Genomic DNA, 17,455 nt, shown 5'->3' with positions numbered 1-17,455 from the left:
CCGCTGCCGCTCAGCGTTGCGCGGCCAGCATGGGGATCACGCCACCTGCCAATACAGCGCGCACCTGCCGATCGGAAAGAGTATGGCGCACAGCGATTTTCGTCTCCTTGGTCACGTTGCGCACAGCGAGTTCCGAGCCGCTGGCCACCGCCGCCCGCAGTCCGTCCATCCGCAGCACGTCGTCACGCTCGATCCCGTTGTAGTCCTCGGGGTCGACGAATTCGAGGGCGAGGATGCCGAAATTGGCGAGGTTCTGCCAATGGATTCGCGCGAACGACTTGGCGATGACCGCGCGAAGGCCCAAATACCGTGGCGCGATCGCCGCGTGTTCGCGGGAGGAGCCCTGTCCGTAGTTCTCGCCGCCGACGATCAGGTGGCCGGTGTCGGCGCGGTGTTCGGCGGCGCGCGCAGGGTAGGTCTCGTCGACGCGGGTGAAGGTGAATTCGGCCAATTTCGGGATGTTCGACCGGAACGGCAACGCCCGCGCACCCGCGGGTGAGATGTCGTCGGTGGAGATATTATCGCCGACCACCAGCAACACCGGTGCCTCGAGCGTGTCCGCCAACGGCGCGAAGTCCGGCAGCCCGGAAACATTGGGCCCCTTCACCAATGCCACCTGCGCCGCTTCGTCTTTCGGCAGCGGCGCCACCAGCATGGCCGTGTTCACCGACGCGTGCGCGGGCAGGTCGAGGACCGGAAGGTCGAGCCCGAGCTGTTCGGCGAGATCGCGGGGATCGATGATCGTGCCGGTCAGCGCCGCGGCCGCCGCGGTCTCCGGGGAACACAACCAGACCGAATCCTCGTCGGTGCCGGAGCGCCCGGGGAAGTTGCGCGGCATGGTGCGCAGCGAGTTGCGACCCACCGCGGGCGCCTGCCCCATGCCGATGCAGCCCATGCACCCGGACTGATGGATGCGCGCGCCCGAGCGGATCAGTTCGAAGGTGGCACCCATCCTGGTGAGGTCCTCCAGGATCTCGCGCGAGGTCGGATTGATGTCGACGCTCACCTCGGGCGAGGTCTGGCGACCGGTGAGCATGGCCGCGACGATCGCGAAGTCACGCAGACCGGGGTTGGCCGACGAGCCGACCACCACCTGCGCCACCGGTTCGCCCGCCACTTCCCGCACGGTCACCACGTCTCCCGGTGAGGATGGTTTCGCGATCAACGGTTCGATCGTCGCGAGGTCGATCTGTTCGTCGATGTCGTAGGTCGCGCCGGGGTCGGCGAGCAGTTCGATGTAGTCGTACGGGCGGTCTTCCGAGCGCAGGAATTCGCGCACCGCGTTGTCGGCGGGAAACACGGTGGTGGTGGCGCCGAGCTCGGCACCCATGTTCGCGATCACGTGCCGATCCATCGCGGTCAATGTGTCCAGCCCCGGCCCGTGGAATTCGAGGATTCGGTTCAGGCCACCCTTCACCCCGTGCCGACGCAGCAGTTCGAGGATCACATCCTTGGCCGAACACCACGCGGGTAGCTCACCGACCAGTTCCACGCCCCAGATCTGCGGCATGCGCAAATACAACGGTTCACCGGCGATCGCGAGCGCGACCTCCAGCCCACCGACCCCGATCGCGAGCATGCCCAGCGACCCCGCCGCTGGCGTGTGCGAATCCGAGCCGACCATGCTCGCACCGGGCCTGCCGAAGCGCTGCATGTGCGTCGGGTGCGACACCCCGTTGCCCGGCTTGGAGAACCACAGCCCGTATCTGCGGCTACCCGACAGCAGGAACTCGTGGTCCTCGGCGTTCTTCTCGTCGGTCTGCAACAGATTGTGGTCGACGTACTGCGCGCTCAGTTCGGTGCGCACCCGGTCAAGGCCCAACGCCTCCAATTCCTGCATGACCAGGGTTCCGGTCGCGTCCTGGGTCAAGGTCTGGTCGATGCGCAGCCCGATTTCCGCCCCCGGCGTCATCTCCCCCGACACCAGGTGTGACCGAATCAGCTTTTGCGCGACGGACTCCATGAAGGTCCTTTCGATCAGCTCCCGAACAACAGGATTGCGTTCGAGGCGTGCTACCCGCGCTCGAGGACTTGAAACAACACGCGCGGGTGAGGCCCGCCGCGGCAGCATCGCGCACCTCGACACCGTCGGACACATCCTGATCGACCGCCATCACCCGAGAAATGCGGCCCCTGTCATGAACGCCACGCCAACGCAGCCGTGATGAACGCTCAGCCCCGCACGCGCGACATCAGGTCATCGAGTGTCGGGGCGGAAGGCAACGCGAGCGCCGAGTCGGCGACGGCGCGCGCCACCTCCGGGGCGAGTCGTCCGGCGATATTGAGATCGAACTTCTGGATGAGTTCCTTGTCGGACAGGGGATTCGCCGGGCCGCCGCGATTGTGGTCGACTCGCGCTTCGTGTGCGCGTCCGTCGCGCGTGCGCACTCGCAGCACCGCGGGGAACTGGTGCGGGTACAGCTGATCACAGCGGTCGTCACCGTGGCTGGTGACCAGCGACGCCAGGGCGAGCGTGCGGGGATCGCGGGCGGCGGCGTCGGTGAAGTCGGCGTGGCCGACACCGAGTCCCGAACCGCCAAGCAGCGCGCGTGCGACGGTGAACGGGCCGGAGAACGCGGCGTGATACCCGGACTCCGGGGCCGCCTTGGCGGCCGAAGGCTCGGCGATGGTGCGTAACACCGGCTTCGGCACGCCCAACTCGATCGCCACGATCTCGGCGGGGTCCAGCCCCTCGCTCACCAATGCGCGCGCGGCGTCGATCCCCGCGTGCGTGAAGTGGTTGCACGGGTAGGGCTTGAAGAAGATTCCCGGCAGTTCCCAGTGCTCGCCGAGCCGGTCGAGAACCTGGTCCACATCGCCGCGATCACCGCAGAACGCGTGCAGGAAACCGAATCTGCCCTCGATCACCGTCGGCGGCCCGGTCAGCCCGTGCTTGGCGAACTCCGCCGAGGTCACGCCCGAGTGCGCCGCCCAGCCGCAGTGCGCGCGCTTCACGGTGCCGCCGGTTCGGTTGGCCTCCAACAATCCCGCGCCGAAACTCGCCGCGATGCCCATGGCGTCGGCGATGCCGTCGACATCGAGGCCATAGAGCATCGCGGCCGCGGCGGCGGACCCGACCGCGCCGCAGATCGAGGTGGCGTGCAGACCACGCTCGAAGAACTCGGAGTTGCCGAGTTCCTCGTCGTAGCCACCCATGCCGAGGCGCACCGTGATTTCGATCCCGACGCCCGCGGCGTCCAGCACCGCGGCCCCCGACGCGCCGGTCGCCTCCCCGACCGCGAGCGCGGCGGGTAGCACCGACGCCGACGGGTGCAGCACCGACGGCAGGTGCGTGTCGTCGGAGTCCATCGAGTGCGCGAGGGTGCCGTTCACCAGCGCGGCGGTCGCCGCGGGGAAGCGCGCACCGGCGCCGATACCGGTTGCCCTTGGCGCACCCGCCCAGTCACGGGCCACCGCGGTCACCGCGTGCGCGGACGGTTGTCCTTGTGCGGCAACGCTATTGCCGAGCAGATCGAGGACACGACGGGCGACATCCTTGCGTAACTCGTCGGCCAGACCGACCCCACGGGTGTGATCGGCCAGCGCGGCGAGACGACCGACGACGGTGCCGTCGGTGTCGTGTCGGGCCGGGCTCATGCGGCGACCACCGCGACCGGACGCACCGGCGAACCGGTCCCGCCGGTGATCCGCAACGGGGCCATCACGAACGTGAACTCGGTGAGGCCACGTTCGCTCGCCGTTTCCAGGTTCAGGTGTTCGATGATATGAATCCCGTTCTCCACGAGCAGAACCCGGTGCACGGGCAGCACACTGTGGCCCTGGCCCGCCGGAATCTGTTCGAACGCCGTGGTGTCGGCGCCCGCCGCGACGATGCCCGCCTCGGCCAACCATCGGGCCGCGCCGACATCGGCGCCGGGAACACCGTCGCTCTGACCGAGGTAGTGCTGTGGATCGCCGAAATGCCGGGCCCAGCCGGTCCGAATGAGCACGACGTCGCCGCGCCGCGGCGTGACCCCGGCGGCGTCGGCGGCCGCGCGTAGATCCGCCTCGGTGACCCCGCGACCGGCGTCGAGCGCCTCGACGCCGTGCACCCGCGCCACATCCAGCAGAATGCCGCGACGTAGCAGAAACGGAATCGTCTCCGCCCCCAACTGGGTGAACCGTCCGCCGAGTTGTGCCTGCTGGGCGTCGATTCCGCCGTGCAGCTTGCCCTCGTGACTGACGTGGGAGAGCGCGTCCACATGTGTGCCAACGTGACCACCGGTCACGATGATCTCGTTGGACGCCGATCCGCCGTCGGGGCGCACCATGTCACCGTGGCGGCGAATCAGGGTCATCCGGAAGCCGGGGTGGTTGGGCGAGCACGGCATCCCGGTCGTGTGCGGGTGTCCGAGTTCGATGGTCTCGGTGTCGGTCGCCACCACGGCGCGCAACAGTGCGTCCTGTCCGGTGGCAAGGGCGTCGTCGGTCATGCTTGCACTCCTGGTTCTGCTGTGACACTTGAACGTTCGAGCACGATGCGGGCATTCGCCACGACGGCGGGGTCGATGAAGCGCCCGTCCTCGTCGAGGACAGCGGATTCGCCCGCCGCCGCTGCCGCCGCCGCGCGCTCCACGACCCGCTGGGCCGTGCGTAACTCCGAGGGCGAAGGCGTATACGCCTCGTTGACGATCTCGATCTGCTTCGGATGGATGACCGACCGGCCGAAGAAACCCCGCGCACGAGCGGCCCGCGACGAATGCGCCAGGCCCGCGATATCTTCGACGTCGGTCCACACGCTCTGCACCGGCGAGGCCAGCCCCTCGGCACGCGCGACGGCCACAATCCACCCGCGCGCCCACTCCAGTCCGTCGGATTCCGTGCGCAGATCGGCGGCGAGATCCGCTTCACCGAGGGCGATTCCGGTGACACGCGGATGACAGCGCACGATCTCACGCGCATCCAACAGCGCCGTCGCGGATTCGACCATGACATGGACCGGACAATCGATCCGGTCGACACTGGCCGACACCGATCGAGGACTTTCGGCTTTCGGCAACCGCACACCCGAGGGCTTGCGCACGGCCGAGGCCAGTTCGCCGAGCTCCTCGTCCAACCACGGTGAGCCGATGGCGTTGAGTCGCAACCAGATCGCGCGATCCTCGGATGCCAGATCCAATGCCGCCAACGCATTGGTCAAGGCGAGTTCTTTCGCGCCGACCGGCACCGCGTCTTCTAGATCGATCACGACGGCGTCGGCGGAACTCTCGAGCGCCCTACCGATGCGGTCGACGCGGTGGCCCGGCACATAGAGCCAGCTGCGCGGGGTCATACGCGCTCCGCGGCAACGATATTCACGGCCGCCGCGTCCTGGCCACGGTAGCCGAGGGCACGCGAGACTCGACGCGCCGCCGCCACGAGTGCTTCTTCGTGCCGTTCGCAGGCGTCCTCGGTCATCCGGTAGCCGGGACCGCAGACCGACACCGCACCGATCACCGCACCGTCGGCGCCGAAAACCGGTGCGGCGATCGATCCCGCGCCCTCTTGGCGCTCGCCGGTCGACCGGCACACTCCGCGTTCGCGAGCGTCGCGCAGGGCCGTTCGCAGCGATTCCGGGTCGACCATGGTGTTCTCGGTGAGGCGAGCCAGCGGCCGCGACAGCAGGTCCTCCTGCTCGTCGTCGGACAGGTGCGCCAGGATGACGCGACCCGACGAGCCACTGTGCAGCTCGAAGCGTCGGCCCAGTTCGACGGTCATCTTGATTTCCTTGGTGCTCTCGACCTGGTCGAGATAGACGCGCCCGCCGGGCAATCGACCCGACACCGTCGCCGTCTCACCGGTGGCGCGCTGCAATTCGATCAGTGCTTCGCGGGCCACCCTGCGCAAGGGCGAGACGTCGAGGGCGCGGGCACCGAGGGTCGCGGCGGCGGGGCCGAGCAGGTAGCGCCGGGTCGCGGGTTCGTAGAGCAGCAGACCGCATTCGACGAACGTGGTGAGGATGCGGTGCACCACCGCCTTGGACATGCCGGTGGTGCGGGCGATCTCCGAGACGCCGAGCGCGCTCGAGCGTCGGCCGAATTCGAGCAGCACTTCCGCCGCCCGCGCGGCCGAGGTCGTGCCTGCGCCGGAGGACTCCATCGATGGCTCCGTTTCTCGGGTTCGGTGCTTTTCTTCGGCTCGCGGGCTCGGTGCGCCGCAAACCCTCTCGACAAGTTGTACCGCTGAGAGAAACGAATGTCCAGCCCCGAGTGTTCGCGTTCCAGCTGGCCCGCTCGGCATAAAATCCCCTAGGAGCACTTGTGCACAGATGGCAAGAAGTGCATAGTGCTTAGAACCACACTGTGGCGTTCCGTTCAGCGGAACAATTAGGAGGAATCATGGACGGCGCTGACTTCGACCTCGTCGTCGCGGGTGCCGGCGGCGGCCTCGTTGCCGCACTGCGTGCCGCTGAACTCGGCGCGACCGTGCTGGTCGTCGACGCCGACGAGCACTTCACGCGCGGCAACAACACCTCGATGTGCACGGCGATGATCCCCGCGGCCGGGACACGATGGCAGCACGACGCGGGCGTCGACGACAGCGTGGAACGCTTCGTGGCCGATATCGAGCACAAGACCGAGGGCACGGCGGACCGAACGCTTGCCCGCGCACTCGCGCGGGCGAGCGCTCCCCTGGTCACCTGGTTGGCCGACGAACAAGCCTTGGACCTCGAACTCGTCACGGACTTCCGCTACCCGGGCCACAGCGCCGACCGCTGCCACACCATCACGGGACGCCACGGCTCGCGTCTGCTGCGCCACCTCGTGCGGCGCGCACACGACCACCCGGCGATCGAGGTCATCGCACCGATGAGTCTCGAGTCGGTACACACCACCGACGGCGCGGTCTCCGGGGTCGACATCGCCACCCCGGACGGAAACCGCGAAAAGGTGTCGACCTCGTCGGTGCTGTTGGCCACCAACGGTTTCGGTGCCGACCCGAACCTGGTGCGACGCTGGATTCCCGAGATCGCGGAGGCGGAATATCACGGCGGTCGATTCAGCAGGGGCGACGCGCTGCGCATCGGCGCCGAACTCGGTGCCGATGTCGGATACCTCGACGCCTATCAAGGCCACGCCGCACTGTCGGCGCGCAGTCGCACGCTCGTCGGGTGGGCCACCGTCCTGCACGGCGGAATCATCGTCAATGTCGAAGGCACCCGCTTCGCCGCCGAATCCGGCGGTTACTCCGAATTCGCGGCGATCCTGGCCGCGCAACCGGAAGCGAAGGGCTGGATCGTCGTCGACCAGCACATCGAAAACTTGTGCATGGCCTTCGACGACTTCCGCGCGGTCTCCGACGACGGCTCTCTTGTCCGCGCCGACACCGCCGAGGACCTCGCCGCGCGTCTCGATCTTCCCGCGAACGCCCTCGAGAACGAACTCGACGCCGCTCGCCGCTCCGCACTGGGCCAGGAGCCGGACCGGCAGGGCCGCACCGACGAACGGCACCCGCTCGCCGCACCCTATGTCGCCATCGCGATCACCCCCGCGCTGTTCCACACCCAGGGCGGCCTCGCCGTGGACGAACACGCACGCGTTCTCGCCGAGGGCGCACCGATCCCCGGCCTGTACGCCTCAGGCGGCGCGGCCACCGGCGTTTCCGGTCACGGAGCGAGCGGCTACCTCGCGGGAAACGGACTGATCGCCGCACTCGGGCTCGCTTACCTCGCGGCAGAACACGTCGGCCGCACGCACTCGGCCTGACCCCAACGACAACACAGATCCGGATATCCGCCAGGAGAGAGTAATGACTACGTACCTGATCAAGAACGCCACCGTGGTGCGCACAGACACCGATGCCGACGCGGCGGGCGTGGTCGAGGACATCCTGATCGTCGACGGCAAGATCGCGGCACTGGGTGCGCAACTCAGCGTCGAGAACACCGACAACACCGAAATCATCGACGGCACAGGAAAACTCGTCTTCCCCGGCGTGGTGGACGCCCACCAGCACTGGGGCATCTACAACCCGCTCGCGCAGGACTCCCGCACCGAGTCCAGGGCAAGCGCCCAGGGCGGCGTCACCACCGCGCTCACCTACATGCGCACCGGGCAGTACTACCTCAACAAGGGTGGCCCCTACGCCGATTTCTTCCCCGAGGTGCTCGCCGCCGCCGAGTCGAACAGCTACGTGGACTACGCCTTTCACCTCGCGCCGATGTCCAGGCAACACATCGGCGAGATCGGCGACCTCGCGGCGCGGCAGGGCGTGACCTCGTTCAAGATCTTCATGTTCTACGGCAGCCACGGTCTGCACGGCCGCTCCACCTCGCAGAGCGACTTCCTGATGATCCCCGAAGACGAGCGCTACGACATCGCGCACTTCGAATTCGTGATGCGCGGTATCCAGCGGGCGCGCGAAGAGCACCCCGATCTCGCGCCCTACATCTCCCTGTCGCTGCACTGCGAAACCGCCGAGATCATGAGCGCCTACACCGCACTCGTCGAACAAGAGGGCAAGCTGAGCGGTCTCGCCGCCTACAGCGCGTCGCGCCCGCAGCACTCGGAGGGACTCGCGGTCACCATCGCCTCCTACCTCGCCGACGAAACGGGATTACCGAATATCAATCTGCTGCACCTGAGTTCGGCGAAGGCACTGCGGGCCGCGATGACCATGGCCGAGGCCTTCCCCGCCGTGAACTTCCGCCGCGAGGTGACCATCGGACATCTGCTCGCCGATATCGACACCGCAGGCGGCCTCGGCGCCAAGGTGAATCCGCCGATCCGTCCGCGCGAGGACGTCGAAGCACTGTGGGAGCACCTGCTCGCTGGCAATATCGACTGGGTGGTCTCCGATCACGCGTGCTGCAAGGACGAGGTGAAGTTCGGCGAGGACCGCACCGACGTCTTCGCCGCGAAGTCCGGTTTCGGCGGCACCGAATACCTGTTGCCCGGCCTGATCACCGAAGGTCGCAAGCGCGGATTGTCGCTGCGCCGCATCGCGGAGCTGACGGCCACCAACCCCGCCGACCGCTACGGGCTGCCCGGCAAGGGCAGGATCGCCGTCGGCCTCGACGCCGACCTCGCGATCGTCGACCCGGACCGCACCTGGACCGTTCGCGCGCAGGACTCCGAATCCACCCAGGAATACACACCTTTCGAAGGATTCGAATTGACCGCCGCGGTCACCGACACCTTCGTGCGTGGCCAGCGCGTCTGGTCCGATGGCGCGATCCTCGGCGAACCGACCGGACGCTACCTGGCCAGGCCGTACCGGGGAGACGCGCAGTGAGTGAACCGAACGAATCTCTCCCGACCGGTCCGCTGCGCGGCATCAAGGTGGTCGACGCCTCCACCATTCTCGCCGGACCACTCACCGCACAGATTCTCGGGGATTTCGGCGCCGAGGTCATCAAGATCGAACACCCGGTCACCCTGGACGGGATGCGCGGACACGGACTCGACAAGGCGGGCGTGCCGCTGTGGTGGAAGATGGTGGCCCGCAACAAGCAGACGATCACGCTCAACCTGAGCACCGAGGACGGGCAGGCCATTTTCCGCGACCTCGCCGCCGAAGCGGACGTGGTGATCGAAAACTTTCGACCGGGGACCTTCGAGCGCTGGGGCCTGAGTTACGACGAACTCGCCGCCCCCAATCCCGGACTGATCATGCTGCGCGTCACCGGATTCGGACAACACGGCCCCTACGCCGAACGACCCGCCTTCGGCACCCTGGTCGAATCGATGAGCGGATTCGCCTATCTCACCGGGCAACCCGACGGACCGCCCACGCTGCCCGCCTTCGGGCTCGCCGACTCCATCGCGGGTATCGCTGGCTCGTCCGCGATCTCCATGGCACTGCTCGACCGCGAACGCCACGGCGGCACAGGACAATCGATCGACCTCGACCTGCTCACCCCGATCATGACGGCGGTCGGTCCAGGCGTGCTCTACGCCGACCAACTCGGCATCGACCAGGAACGGACAGGCAACCGCTCACAGAGCAACGCGCCGCGAAACCTCTACCGCACCAAGGACGATCAGTGGGTAGCCATTTCGACGAGCGCACACGCGATCGCCGAACGTGTCATGCGGCTCGTCGGGCACCCGGAAGTGCTCGACGAGCCGTGGTTCGCCACCGGCCGCCAACGCGCACAGCACGCCGACCTGCTCGACCGCTACGTCGGTGACTGGATCGCCGAACGAACTCGCGCCGAGGTCACCGAGATCTTCCAAGCCGCGGGTGCCGCCGTCGCCCCGGTCTATCGGCCGAGTGATCTACTCACCGACCCCCAAGTGGTGGAGACCGACATGATCACCACCGTCGAGGACGACGACCTCGGCCCGATCCGTATGCAGAACGTGTTGTGGCGCATGCCGAATACGCCGGGCTCGATCCGGCACACCGGACGTCCACCCGGCGCCGACACCGACACCATTCTCACCCGCCTCGGACACAGTCCCGAGGACATCGACAGCCTGCGCGTGCGCGGCGTCATCTGACCCGCACGGTTATTCGAGGAGCTCGCCATGAAATCGCGTTGGTTGACCATCGCCCTCATTCTGGGGCTGGTGGTGGTGAATTACATCGACCGCAGCGCCATCTCGTTCGCCGCCGGTGATCTGCGCGAGCAGTTCGACATCTCCCCCGGCCGATACGGCGTCATCAGTTCCGCGTTCTCGATCGGCTACATGCTGTTCGCCCTGCTCTCGGGCCCGCTGGTCGACCGTTACGGCGCCAGGCGCGTGCTCATGGTTGGCATGGTCATCTGGGCAGCGGCCACCGCGTTGACGCCCTTCGCGGGCGGATTCATCGGCTTGATCCTGTTGCGCATTCTGCTCGGCGCCGGTGAGGCGCCATGCTTCCCCGCCGCGACCAGGATCGCCAGCCGCTGGTTACCCGCGCACGAACGAGGCAAGGCGCTCGCGCTCATCGGCGGGGTCGCGGTATCGGGCAGCCTGCTCATCGGCGGCCCCATCCTCACCCAATTGATCGCGCTGACCAGCTGGCAGGGCATGTTCTGGGTGCTTTCGCTCGCCGGGGTCGTCTGGCTACTCATCGCGCTGCCCTTCCTGAAGAATTCCCCGGCCGAGGCGTCGTTCGTCTCGGCGGCGGAGTTGCGGGAGATCAGGGCGGGACAAACCGACGGCGAGGACAGCGGCCACGAGTCGGCGGTCGACTGGGGTGCGATCCTGCGCAATCGCAATCTCTGGCTGGTCGGCCTCGGCTACTTCTCCTGGGGATTCATGTTCTGGGCCTTCATGTATTGGTTGCCGCAGTACCTGGAACACGAATTCGACCTGTCGATCAAGGCGGTCGGCGGTTTCTCGGTGGCACCGTGGGCCGCGGGCGTGGTCGGTGCGCTCGCGGGCGGCATCATCGTCGACCGGGTATACAAACGCACCCAAAGCATCCGCTCCCGCTTCGTCATCATCGGTATCGCGTTATTGCTCGCGGGCGCCTCCATCACCCCGATCCTCTTCCTCCCAGCCAATCTCACGACCGCACTGATCTGCATCTCGGCGGGCGTCGGCTTCGGCTTCGTCACCGGCGGCATCTGGTGGGTCGCCTCCATCGACGCGGCACCCACCCAACCCGGCACGGCAGCCGGTTTCGCCGACGCCTGCTTCGCCCTCGCCGGAATCATCGCCCCCTCGGTCATGGGCTTCATCGTCGCCCGCACCGGCACCTACGACGGCGGTTTCCTGGTCATGGCCACCCTCTGCCTCGTCGGCTCCCTCGCCCTGCTGCTGTTCGCCGAGGAACCCCGCCGCGATTGCGACCACGAGCACGACTCGACCGGCGGAGGGAAACTCGCCGCGACGGAGTGATCGGCGCGAGGGCGATCGGTCGAGCCGCACTCACCGGGGCGCTCACATCGGGGCTCGCATTTCAAGACACTCCGAAACAAACTGCCGCTCAGCAACTCTCATAGGCGGGGCAGAAGCACGCGCGGAGAACCGATTCACGGAGAAACACCGAATGCCACCCACACGGCGGATAGAGTGTTCTGGTCATCCCTGAGCGATGACACCCGTTCGAAGGGGGATCGGTGCTCGACGCGCGAAACCACCAGGGCAAGTTCGGCGCCGACTACGTCCGGGTACTCGCCTCGGCCGCAGGGCTGATGTGGGGCAACGACGATGTGGACCTGGACGGGGTCGACCTGTGCCTCAAACTACCGGGGCGCACACCCTCCGGCTTCTCGCCGCGAATCGATGTCCAGGTGAAAACTGTTTCCCGACTGGACTTCCGACACGGCGTGCTCAATTTCGACGGCCTCAGCCATAAGCAGTTCGACAAGCTCGCGGGAACCGACTACGTCGTCCCGCGCTACCTGTTCGTCGTTCACGTTCCGCCGGTCGCCAAACGCTACGCCGACCTGCGTACGGAGGGGCTGCTGCTGCGCCACCTCGGGTACTACTTGTCGCTGTCCGACCGGGTGCCGTTGTCGCCCGACGACACTCGCCAACAGATCCGCGTGAAGATTCCGATCAGCAACGTCCTCACCGCGACCAGCCTGCATGCGCTCGTCGCGGACAGCGCCGCCCCGACGTACACCCGGTAGCACCCATGACGCCCGCGGTGGACGACGTCATCGGCTATCTACGAGCCAACGGGTGGGAGGTCACCGACCGGTGGCGCTCGGCGGAGGTGTGGAGCTGGCACGAATTCGACGTCCTCGTGCCACCCACCGACCAGGTCCCCGACAAAATGACCCGTTTGCGGGAACTGGCGCGCTGCGTCGCGGACGCGGAGGGGCGTTCGCCGACCGCGGTATTGCGCGACATGACCACGGCCACAGCCGATGTCATCTCCTACCGCGCACAGCAGCACGAGTCCGTATCGCTACCGACCGGTGTCAGCACCGTCCAAGCGGCATGGGCGTTGCTCAACGTCGCGGCACGTGAAGTCGTGGCCGACGACGATGTCTACGCCGCGCACCACAAACAGGAAACAATTCGGCACCTCATGGCGGACACGCGAATGGCTCTGCTCGACGACACGTTCGGGCTGGAATTCGCTTTCCCTTTCGAAGCGGGCGAACTGAATCCGCTGGGACGCAAGGTCGTGATTCGCGTACTCGACCATTCGACGAGGATCCTGCGGGCAGCAACGCAGACAACCACGTTCACCGAACTCCCGGACGAGGAGTTCCCCGACGCGGTGTGGTCGGCCATGGCCGACCTCGCCGGGCCGGAACACCCCACCCCGTTCGTGCTCGACTTCCGCTGGTCTCGACACGCGCCGCGAGCTCGCGAAGCACTGACATTCCCGCTCCGGGCAGCCGAGCGAATCAGCGCGGCGACACGTAACGCCGCACCGAAACGCCAAGAATCCCGATCGCGAGCCGACCAGCAGGAATTCGGGGTAATCGAAGGCCCGGTCACCAGCCTCGCCGATGACGAAACGGGCGTCAGATGGCAGATCAAGGTGCGAGGCACACTCACCGCCGACGACGTCGCCTCGGGCACGCGACGTCAGGTGCCGGTGCTACTCCGAAACCGCGACGACTACCAGGACGCATTGGCCGCACATCGGGACGGTCACACCGTGCGGGTGGAAGGGCCGGTGACTCGCTTCGGACGAGCACGCGGCATCACCGCCGCACCCACCGGCTTCACCGTCATCGATCGACCAGCGACCTGACCGCAAAGAAATGGGGACATGCATGTCCGAAGCACGGACACCCGACGTTCACCTGTCCGCGACCGAGCGCTATGTGCTTCTCGTACTGATGGCCGAGGCACGCGAACTCACCAATGCCGAGTTACACGCGCTCGCGGGCATCACACTCGACGGCGAACACCGCCGCCGCCTCAACGAGCTCGATCTGGTCGCCAGCACGAAGGTCGGCCGAGCATTCGTGCACGAACTCACCGATCGCGGAACCGTGTGGTGTGCGCGGGAACTCGTGCACGAGCGACCACTGCGCTCCGGCGGAGCGGGCGGCGCGTTGTACGCGGTCCTCGGCGGCTTACACCGCCACCTCGCGGATTCGGGTAACGCGCTCGCCGATGTCTTCCAACCCGATGTGGCCCGAGAGGTGGAAAACGCATATGCGCGACTGTCACGGAAGAAGGCCGTACCGATCCGCTTGGCCGTGCTCCGCGAGCACCTCGACGACCTGCCGAAAAGCGAATTCGACAGGGGCATAGAACTTTTGGCGCGTCGCACGGATGTCCATGTGCGCGCCGAAGCGGACCAGAAGACTTTGACCGAACAGGATCGGGACGCCGCGATCGTGCTGGGCGGGACACCGAGACACCTGCTGACGATAGAGGCGCCGCGGTGAGCCGGATCGACGAAGAGCAACACTACGCACTGACCTCGATCCAGTTCAGTAGCGCGCTGGCCGCCAATCAGATCTGGAGCCCACTGGGCTACCACGTCGACGGCCTGCATCCGCGCGCAACGGAAGCGATCACCCGCGCCGTACGCGGTGCCACGAATAGGCCCGAAAGCACTCCGGTCGGCTTGGTCCTCAGCGGCGAGCACGGCGTAGGCAAGACGCACATGCTCGGCTGGTTGCGTCAACACGTCGAGGAGGCGGGCGGGGCGTTCTTCATGCCCAAGCTCATCGACGGCGAGTCCTTCTGGGCGGGCGCGGTGCACGGCATCGTCAACCGGTTGCTCGGTCAGGATGGCGGGCCGCTGGGGCGGATGCTCGGCAAGCTGGCCGAACTCACCGGGTCCGGCCCAGAGTCGCGGATGCGACTGCGCGGCACCATCGAGGTGAGCCGGCACGATCTCGACGAATTCCTCGACCGCATACAGGATCTGGACGTGCAGGTCGGCATGCAGTGCCAGGACACATTGCGGGCACTCGTACTCTTCCAGTCCAAGAAATTTCGGGAGACCGGACACAGCTTCCTGATGTTGGACGACGGTATCGACGCCGAGTCCGCACAGAAGTGGGGCTTCCGGGACCGCGACCGCGCACCACAATTGGTCTTCAACGACCTGACGCGCCTGTTCGCGCTCGTCGGCCCCGTTGTCCTCGCGGTCGACCAAATCGACACCGTGATCGCGCAGTCCGGGCAGTCGAACAACCCCGACCTGCTCGCGAATCGACTGGCGGACGGCCTGATTCGGATGCGTGAGGACACCGTCCGAACCATTATCGTCGCCGCGTGCATTCCGAAATCGTGGGAACTCATCGCGACCAGAGCCGTGAATTCCACCGCGGATCGTTTCACCGTGCTCGAACTGTCCACCGAAATGCCCGGCGCGGCAGTGGCGTCGGCGATCATCGAACGACACCTCGGGGAATTGTTCGGTGAGATCGGATTCACTCCGCCGTACCCGACATGGCCGGTCCTTCCCGGCGCATTCGACGGTGCCGAGGTCTCGGCCTATACCCCTCGTCGGCTGCTCCAGCAGGTGGAGGGGCATGTGCGGCGCTGCCTCGACAGCGACGTCGTCGCCGAGCTCGAGCGCTTCGGCGTTGTCCCCGAATCGCTTTCGTCCGTCAATCAGACAGTCGCCTCGGTCGATCTCACCGCCGTCGACGCGAGGTTCGCTCGCCTACGAGCGGACGCCGACGTGATCGGCCCACTCGATCCGAAACAGGAGGACAGCCAGATGTCGGCGCTGTTGGACGCCGCGCTGCACGGTTTCATCCTGGAACGCACCGAGGACCGCCCGAAGTGGCAGATCGATCCCGCCTCGGTCATCAACACGGCACTGCACGCGCGACTGCGCAGGACGATCGTGGAGGCCACCGAAGACGAGGAGCACTGGAGTTTCCGCGCGATCGCCCACCCGCACCCGAACGCGGTACTGAACCGACTGAAGTCAGCGACACTCGAAGCCGGGCTGCAAGCGGGGACATCGAAGCGACATCTGGTGGTGTTGCGCAACACTCCGTTCTCCCCCGGCCGGGTCACCACCACCAAACTGGCCGAATTCGAGGCGGCCAACGGGCTCGCACTTCCGATCTCCGATGACGACCTGCGCACGTTCACTGCGTTGAAAGCCATGTTCGCGACACCGAATTCGGCACTCATCCCGTGGCTGGTCGCGCGGCGCCCGGCGAGCACCTCGCAACTGTTCAGCAAGATCTTCGACGGTATCGAGGACGCGCACGAAGAAACCGCTACCAGCGGTGCAGCCTCCACGCCTGTCGCTCCCGTGGCTGATTCGACACCCGAGGCGCTTGGCAACGACACCGAGGGCGCCCGGCCGGTGGTGGACGGACGCGACGACGAGCGGGCCGCTCGAGCCACCGAAGGCACCGCAGAGCCGCCGAGCCTGCCAACGGATCCGGCACCGGACAGCGAACCATCGGTCTTCCTCGGCCGCTACGTCGAAACCGGTCGCGAATTCCGAGTTCCGTTGCTGCTCTTGCGCAAACACACCGCGGTTTTCGCCGGTAGCGGGTCTGGCAAGACGGTGCTGCTGCGCCGTTTGGTCGAGGAGGCGGCACTTCACGGGGTTTCCTCCATCCTGATCGACACCAACAACGACCTCGCCCGCCTCGGCGATCGATGGCCCGAGCCGCCCGCGGGATGGGGAAGAGACGATCCCACGTTGGCCGAGCGCTATCGCAGGGACACAGACGTGGTCGTTTGGACACCGCGGCGAGAAGCGGGCCGCCCACTCGCACTGAACCCGCTCCCTGACTTCAGTGGCGTACGCGAGGACATCGACGAATTCCGTACGGCCATCGACGCATCGGTCGCGGGCCTGGTGGCGCGAGCCGGGCTGACCCCGCGACGGCTGCCCACCGGCAAAGCCGTGCTGACCGAGGCGATGCGGCATTTCGCCGAACGCGGCGGCGCCGACCTCAGTGCGTTCATCGCCATGCTCAGCAACCTGCCCGAGGGCGTGAGCACGATGAACGATGCCGCACGCTCCGCCGCGAGCATGGCGGAGGAACTCAAGGCGGCGATGATCAACGATCCGATCTTCGGCGGAGCGGGCCACCACCTCGACCCAGGCATGCTGCTCACACCCGCTGTCGGGAAACGGGCACGTGTTTCGGTTATCAGCTGCATCGGCTTGCCGACCGACGAACAGCGGCAGACATTCGTCAATCAGCTGCAACTGGCATTGTTCGCGTGGATCAAACGCCACCCGGCTGGCGACCGACCGCTCGGCGGACTACTGGTCCTCGACGAGGCGCAGACCTTCGTTCCGACTCGCGGCACGACAGCTTCCACTGAAAGCACGCTCAAACTCGCCGCGCAGGCACGCAAGTACGGCCTGGGCCTGGTCTATGCCACACAGGCCCCGAAAGCGTTGCACAACGCGGTCACCGGCAATTCGGCGACCCAGTTCTTCGGCCTGTTGAACGCTTCGGTGCAGATTCAGGCCGCCAAGGAACTCGCACGCGCCAAAGGCGGTGCGGTCGACGATATCTCGCGACTGCGTGCCGGAAGGTTCTACGGCGCGACGGAAGGAATGTCTTTCGGCAAGCTCGTCGTCCCCATGTGTTTGAGCCATCACCCCGCCAGCGCACTCACCGAGGACGAAGTCCTCCTCCGCGCCAGGAACGGTCCGCGGTAAGGCGTTTTGCCCACACCTCGGC

The 17,455-nt window shown here is 66.7% G+C and carries 13 protein-coding genes; 8 read left to right on the top strand and 5 right to left on the bottom strand.

Annotated features, from left to right (window positions below; genetic code table 11):
- Positions 1-10: 10 nt before the first annotated feature.
- The 5 genes from ABEA50_RS21340 to ABEA50_RS21320 form a co-directional block, all read right to left on the bottom strand.
- Positions 11-1,963 (bottom strand): aconitate hydratase, encoded by a 1,953-nt coding sequence (locus ABEA50_RS21340; RefSeq protein ID WP_345497364.1) that lies wholly within the window; start codon positions 1,961-1,963, stop codon positions 11-13.
- A gap of 209 nt (positions 1,964-2,172) precedes the next feature.
- Positions 2,173-3,597 carry an MmgE/PrpD family protein gene (locus ABEA50_RS21335; RefSeq protein ID WP_345497363.1) on the bottom strand — a complete coding sequence of 475 codons (1,425 nt, stop codon included), beginning with the start codon at positions 3,595-3,597 and terminating at the stop codon, positions 2,173-2,175.
- On the bottom strand, positions 3,594-4,433 hold the full coding sequence (locus ABEA50_RS21330) for a cyclase family protein (protein ID WP_345497362.1): 840 nt from the start codon (positions 4,431-4,433) through the stop codon (positions 3,594-3,596). Before ABEA50_RS21330 ends, ABEA50_RS21335 begins: the two co-directional genes overlap by 4 nt.
- Positions 4,430-5,272: an HpcH/HpaI aldolase/citrate lyase family protein gene (locus ABEA50_RS21325; RefSeq protein WP_345497361.1), complete on the bottom strand. Its 843-nt coding sequence runs from the start codon at positions 5,270-5,272 to the stop codon at positions 4,430-4,432. The genes ABEA50_RS21330 and ABEA50_RS21325 overlap by 4 nt, the downstream gene beginning before the upstream one ends.
- The gene (locus ABEA50_RS21320; RefSeq protein ID WP_345497360.1) at positions 5,269-6,078 is read right to left on the bottom strand and encodes an IclR family transcriptional regulator; all 810 of its coding nucleotides are present in this window, start codon (positions 6,076-6,078) and stop codon (positions 5,269-5,271) included. The genes ABEA50_RS21325 and ABEA50_RS21320 overlap by 4 nt, the downstream gene beginning before the upstream one ends.
- 239 nt (positions 6,079-6,317) lie before the next feature.
- Here ABEA50_RS21320 and ABEA50_RS21315 point away from each other — a divergent pair, with 239 nt between their 5' ends.
- From ABEA50_RS21315 to ABEA50_RS21280, 8 genes are all read left to right on the top strand, one after another.
- Positions 6,318-7,685, top strand: coding sequence for an FAD-dependent oxidoreductase (locus tag ABEA50_RS21315; protein ID WP_345497359.1), 1,368 nt, complete (start codon positions 6,318-6,320; stop codon positions 7,683-7,685).
- A gap of 43 nt (positions 7,686-7,728) precedes the next feature.
- A complete protein-coding gene (locus ABEA50_RS21310; RefSeq protein ID WP_345497358.1) occupies positions 7,729-9,213 on the top strand; it encodes a dihydroorotase in 1,485 nt (494 codons plus the stop codon).
- Entirely contained in the window at positions 9,210-10,424 is a 1,215-nt protein-coding gene (locus ABEA50_RS21305; RefSeq protein ID WP_345497357.1) for a CaiB/BaiF CoA transferase family protein, read from the top strand. The genes ABEA50_RS21310 and ABEA50_RS21305 overlap by 4 nt, the downstream gene beginning before the upstream one ends.
- A 27-nt stretch (positions 10,425-10,451) precedes the next feature.
- A complete protein-coding gene (locus ABEA50_RS21300) occupies positions 10,452-11,753 on the top strand; it encodes an MFS transporter (RefSeq protein ID WP_345497356.1) in 1,302 nt (433 codons plus the stop codon).
- A gap of 221 nt (positions 11,754-11,974) precedes the next feature.
- Positions 11,975-12,490, top strand: coding sequence for a DUF4365 domain-containing protein (locus tag ABEA50_RS21295; RefSeq protein WP_345497355.1), 516 nt, complete (start codon positions 11,975-11,977; stop codon positions 12,488-12,490).
- A gap of 5 nt (positions 12,491-12,495) precedes the next feature.
- Complete coding sequence (locus ABEA50_RS21290) at positions 12,496-13,572, top strand: hypothetical protein (protein ID WP_345497354.1); 1,077 nt, start codon at positions 12,496-12,498, stop codon at positions 13,570-13,572.
- A gap of 22 nt (positions 13,573-13,594) precedes the next feature.
- Entirely contained in the window at positions 13,595-14,218 is a 624-nt protein-coding gene (locus ABEA50_RS21285; protein ID WP_345497353.1) for a hypothetical protein, read from the top strand.
- Positions 14,215-17,433: an ATP-binding protein gene (locus ABEA50_RS21280; RefSeq protein ID WP_345497352.1), complete on the top strand. Its 3,219-nt coding sequence runs from the start codon at positions 14,215-14,217 to the stop codon at positions 17,431-17,433. The genes ABEA50_RS21285 and ABEA50_RS21280 overlap by 4 nt, the downstream gene beginning before the upstream one ends.
- Positions 17,434-17,455 lie beyond the last annotated feature (22 nt).

It is taken from the genome of Nocardia callitridis (assembly GCF_039543305.1).
GTDB classification, from domain to species: Bacteria; Actinomycetota; Actinomycetes; order Mycobacteriales; family Mycobacteriaceae; genus Nocardia; species Nocardia callitridis.
The sequence above is the reverse complement of the archived record's forward strand: the minus strand, read 5'-3'. Positions and strand labels throughout refer to the sequence as shown.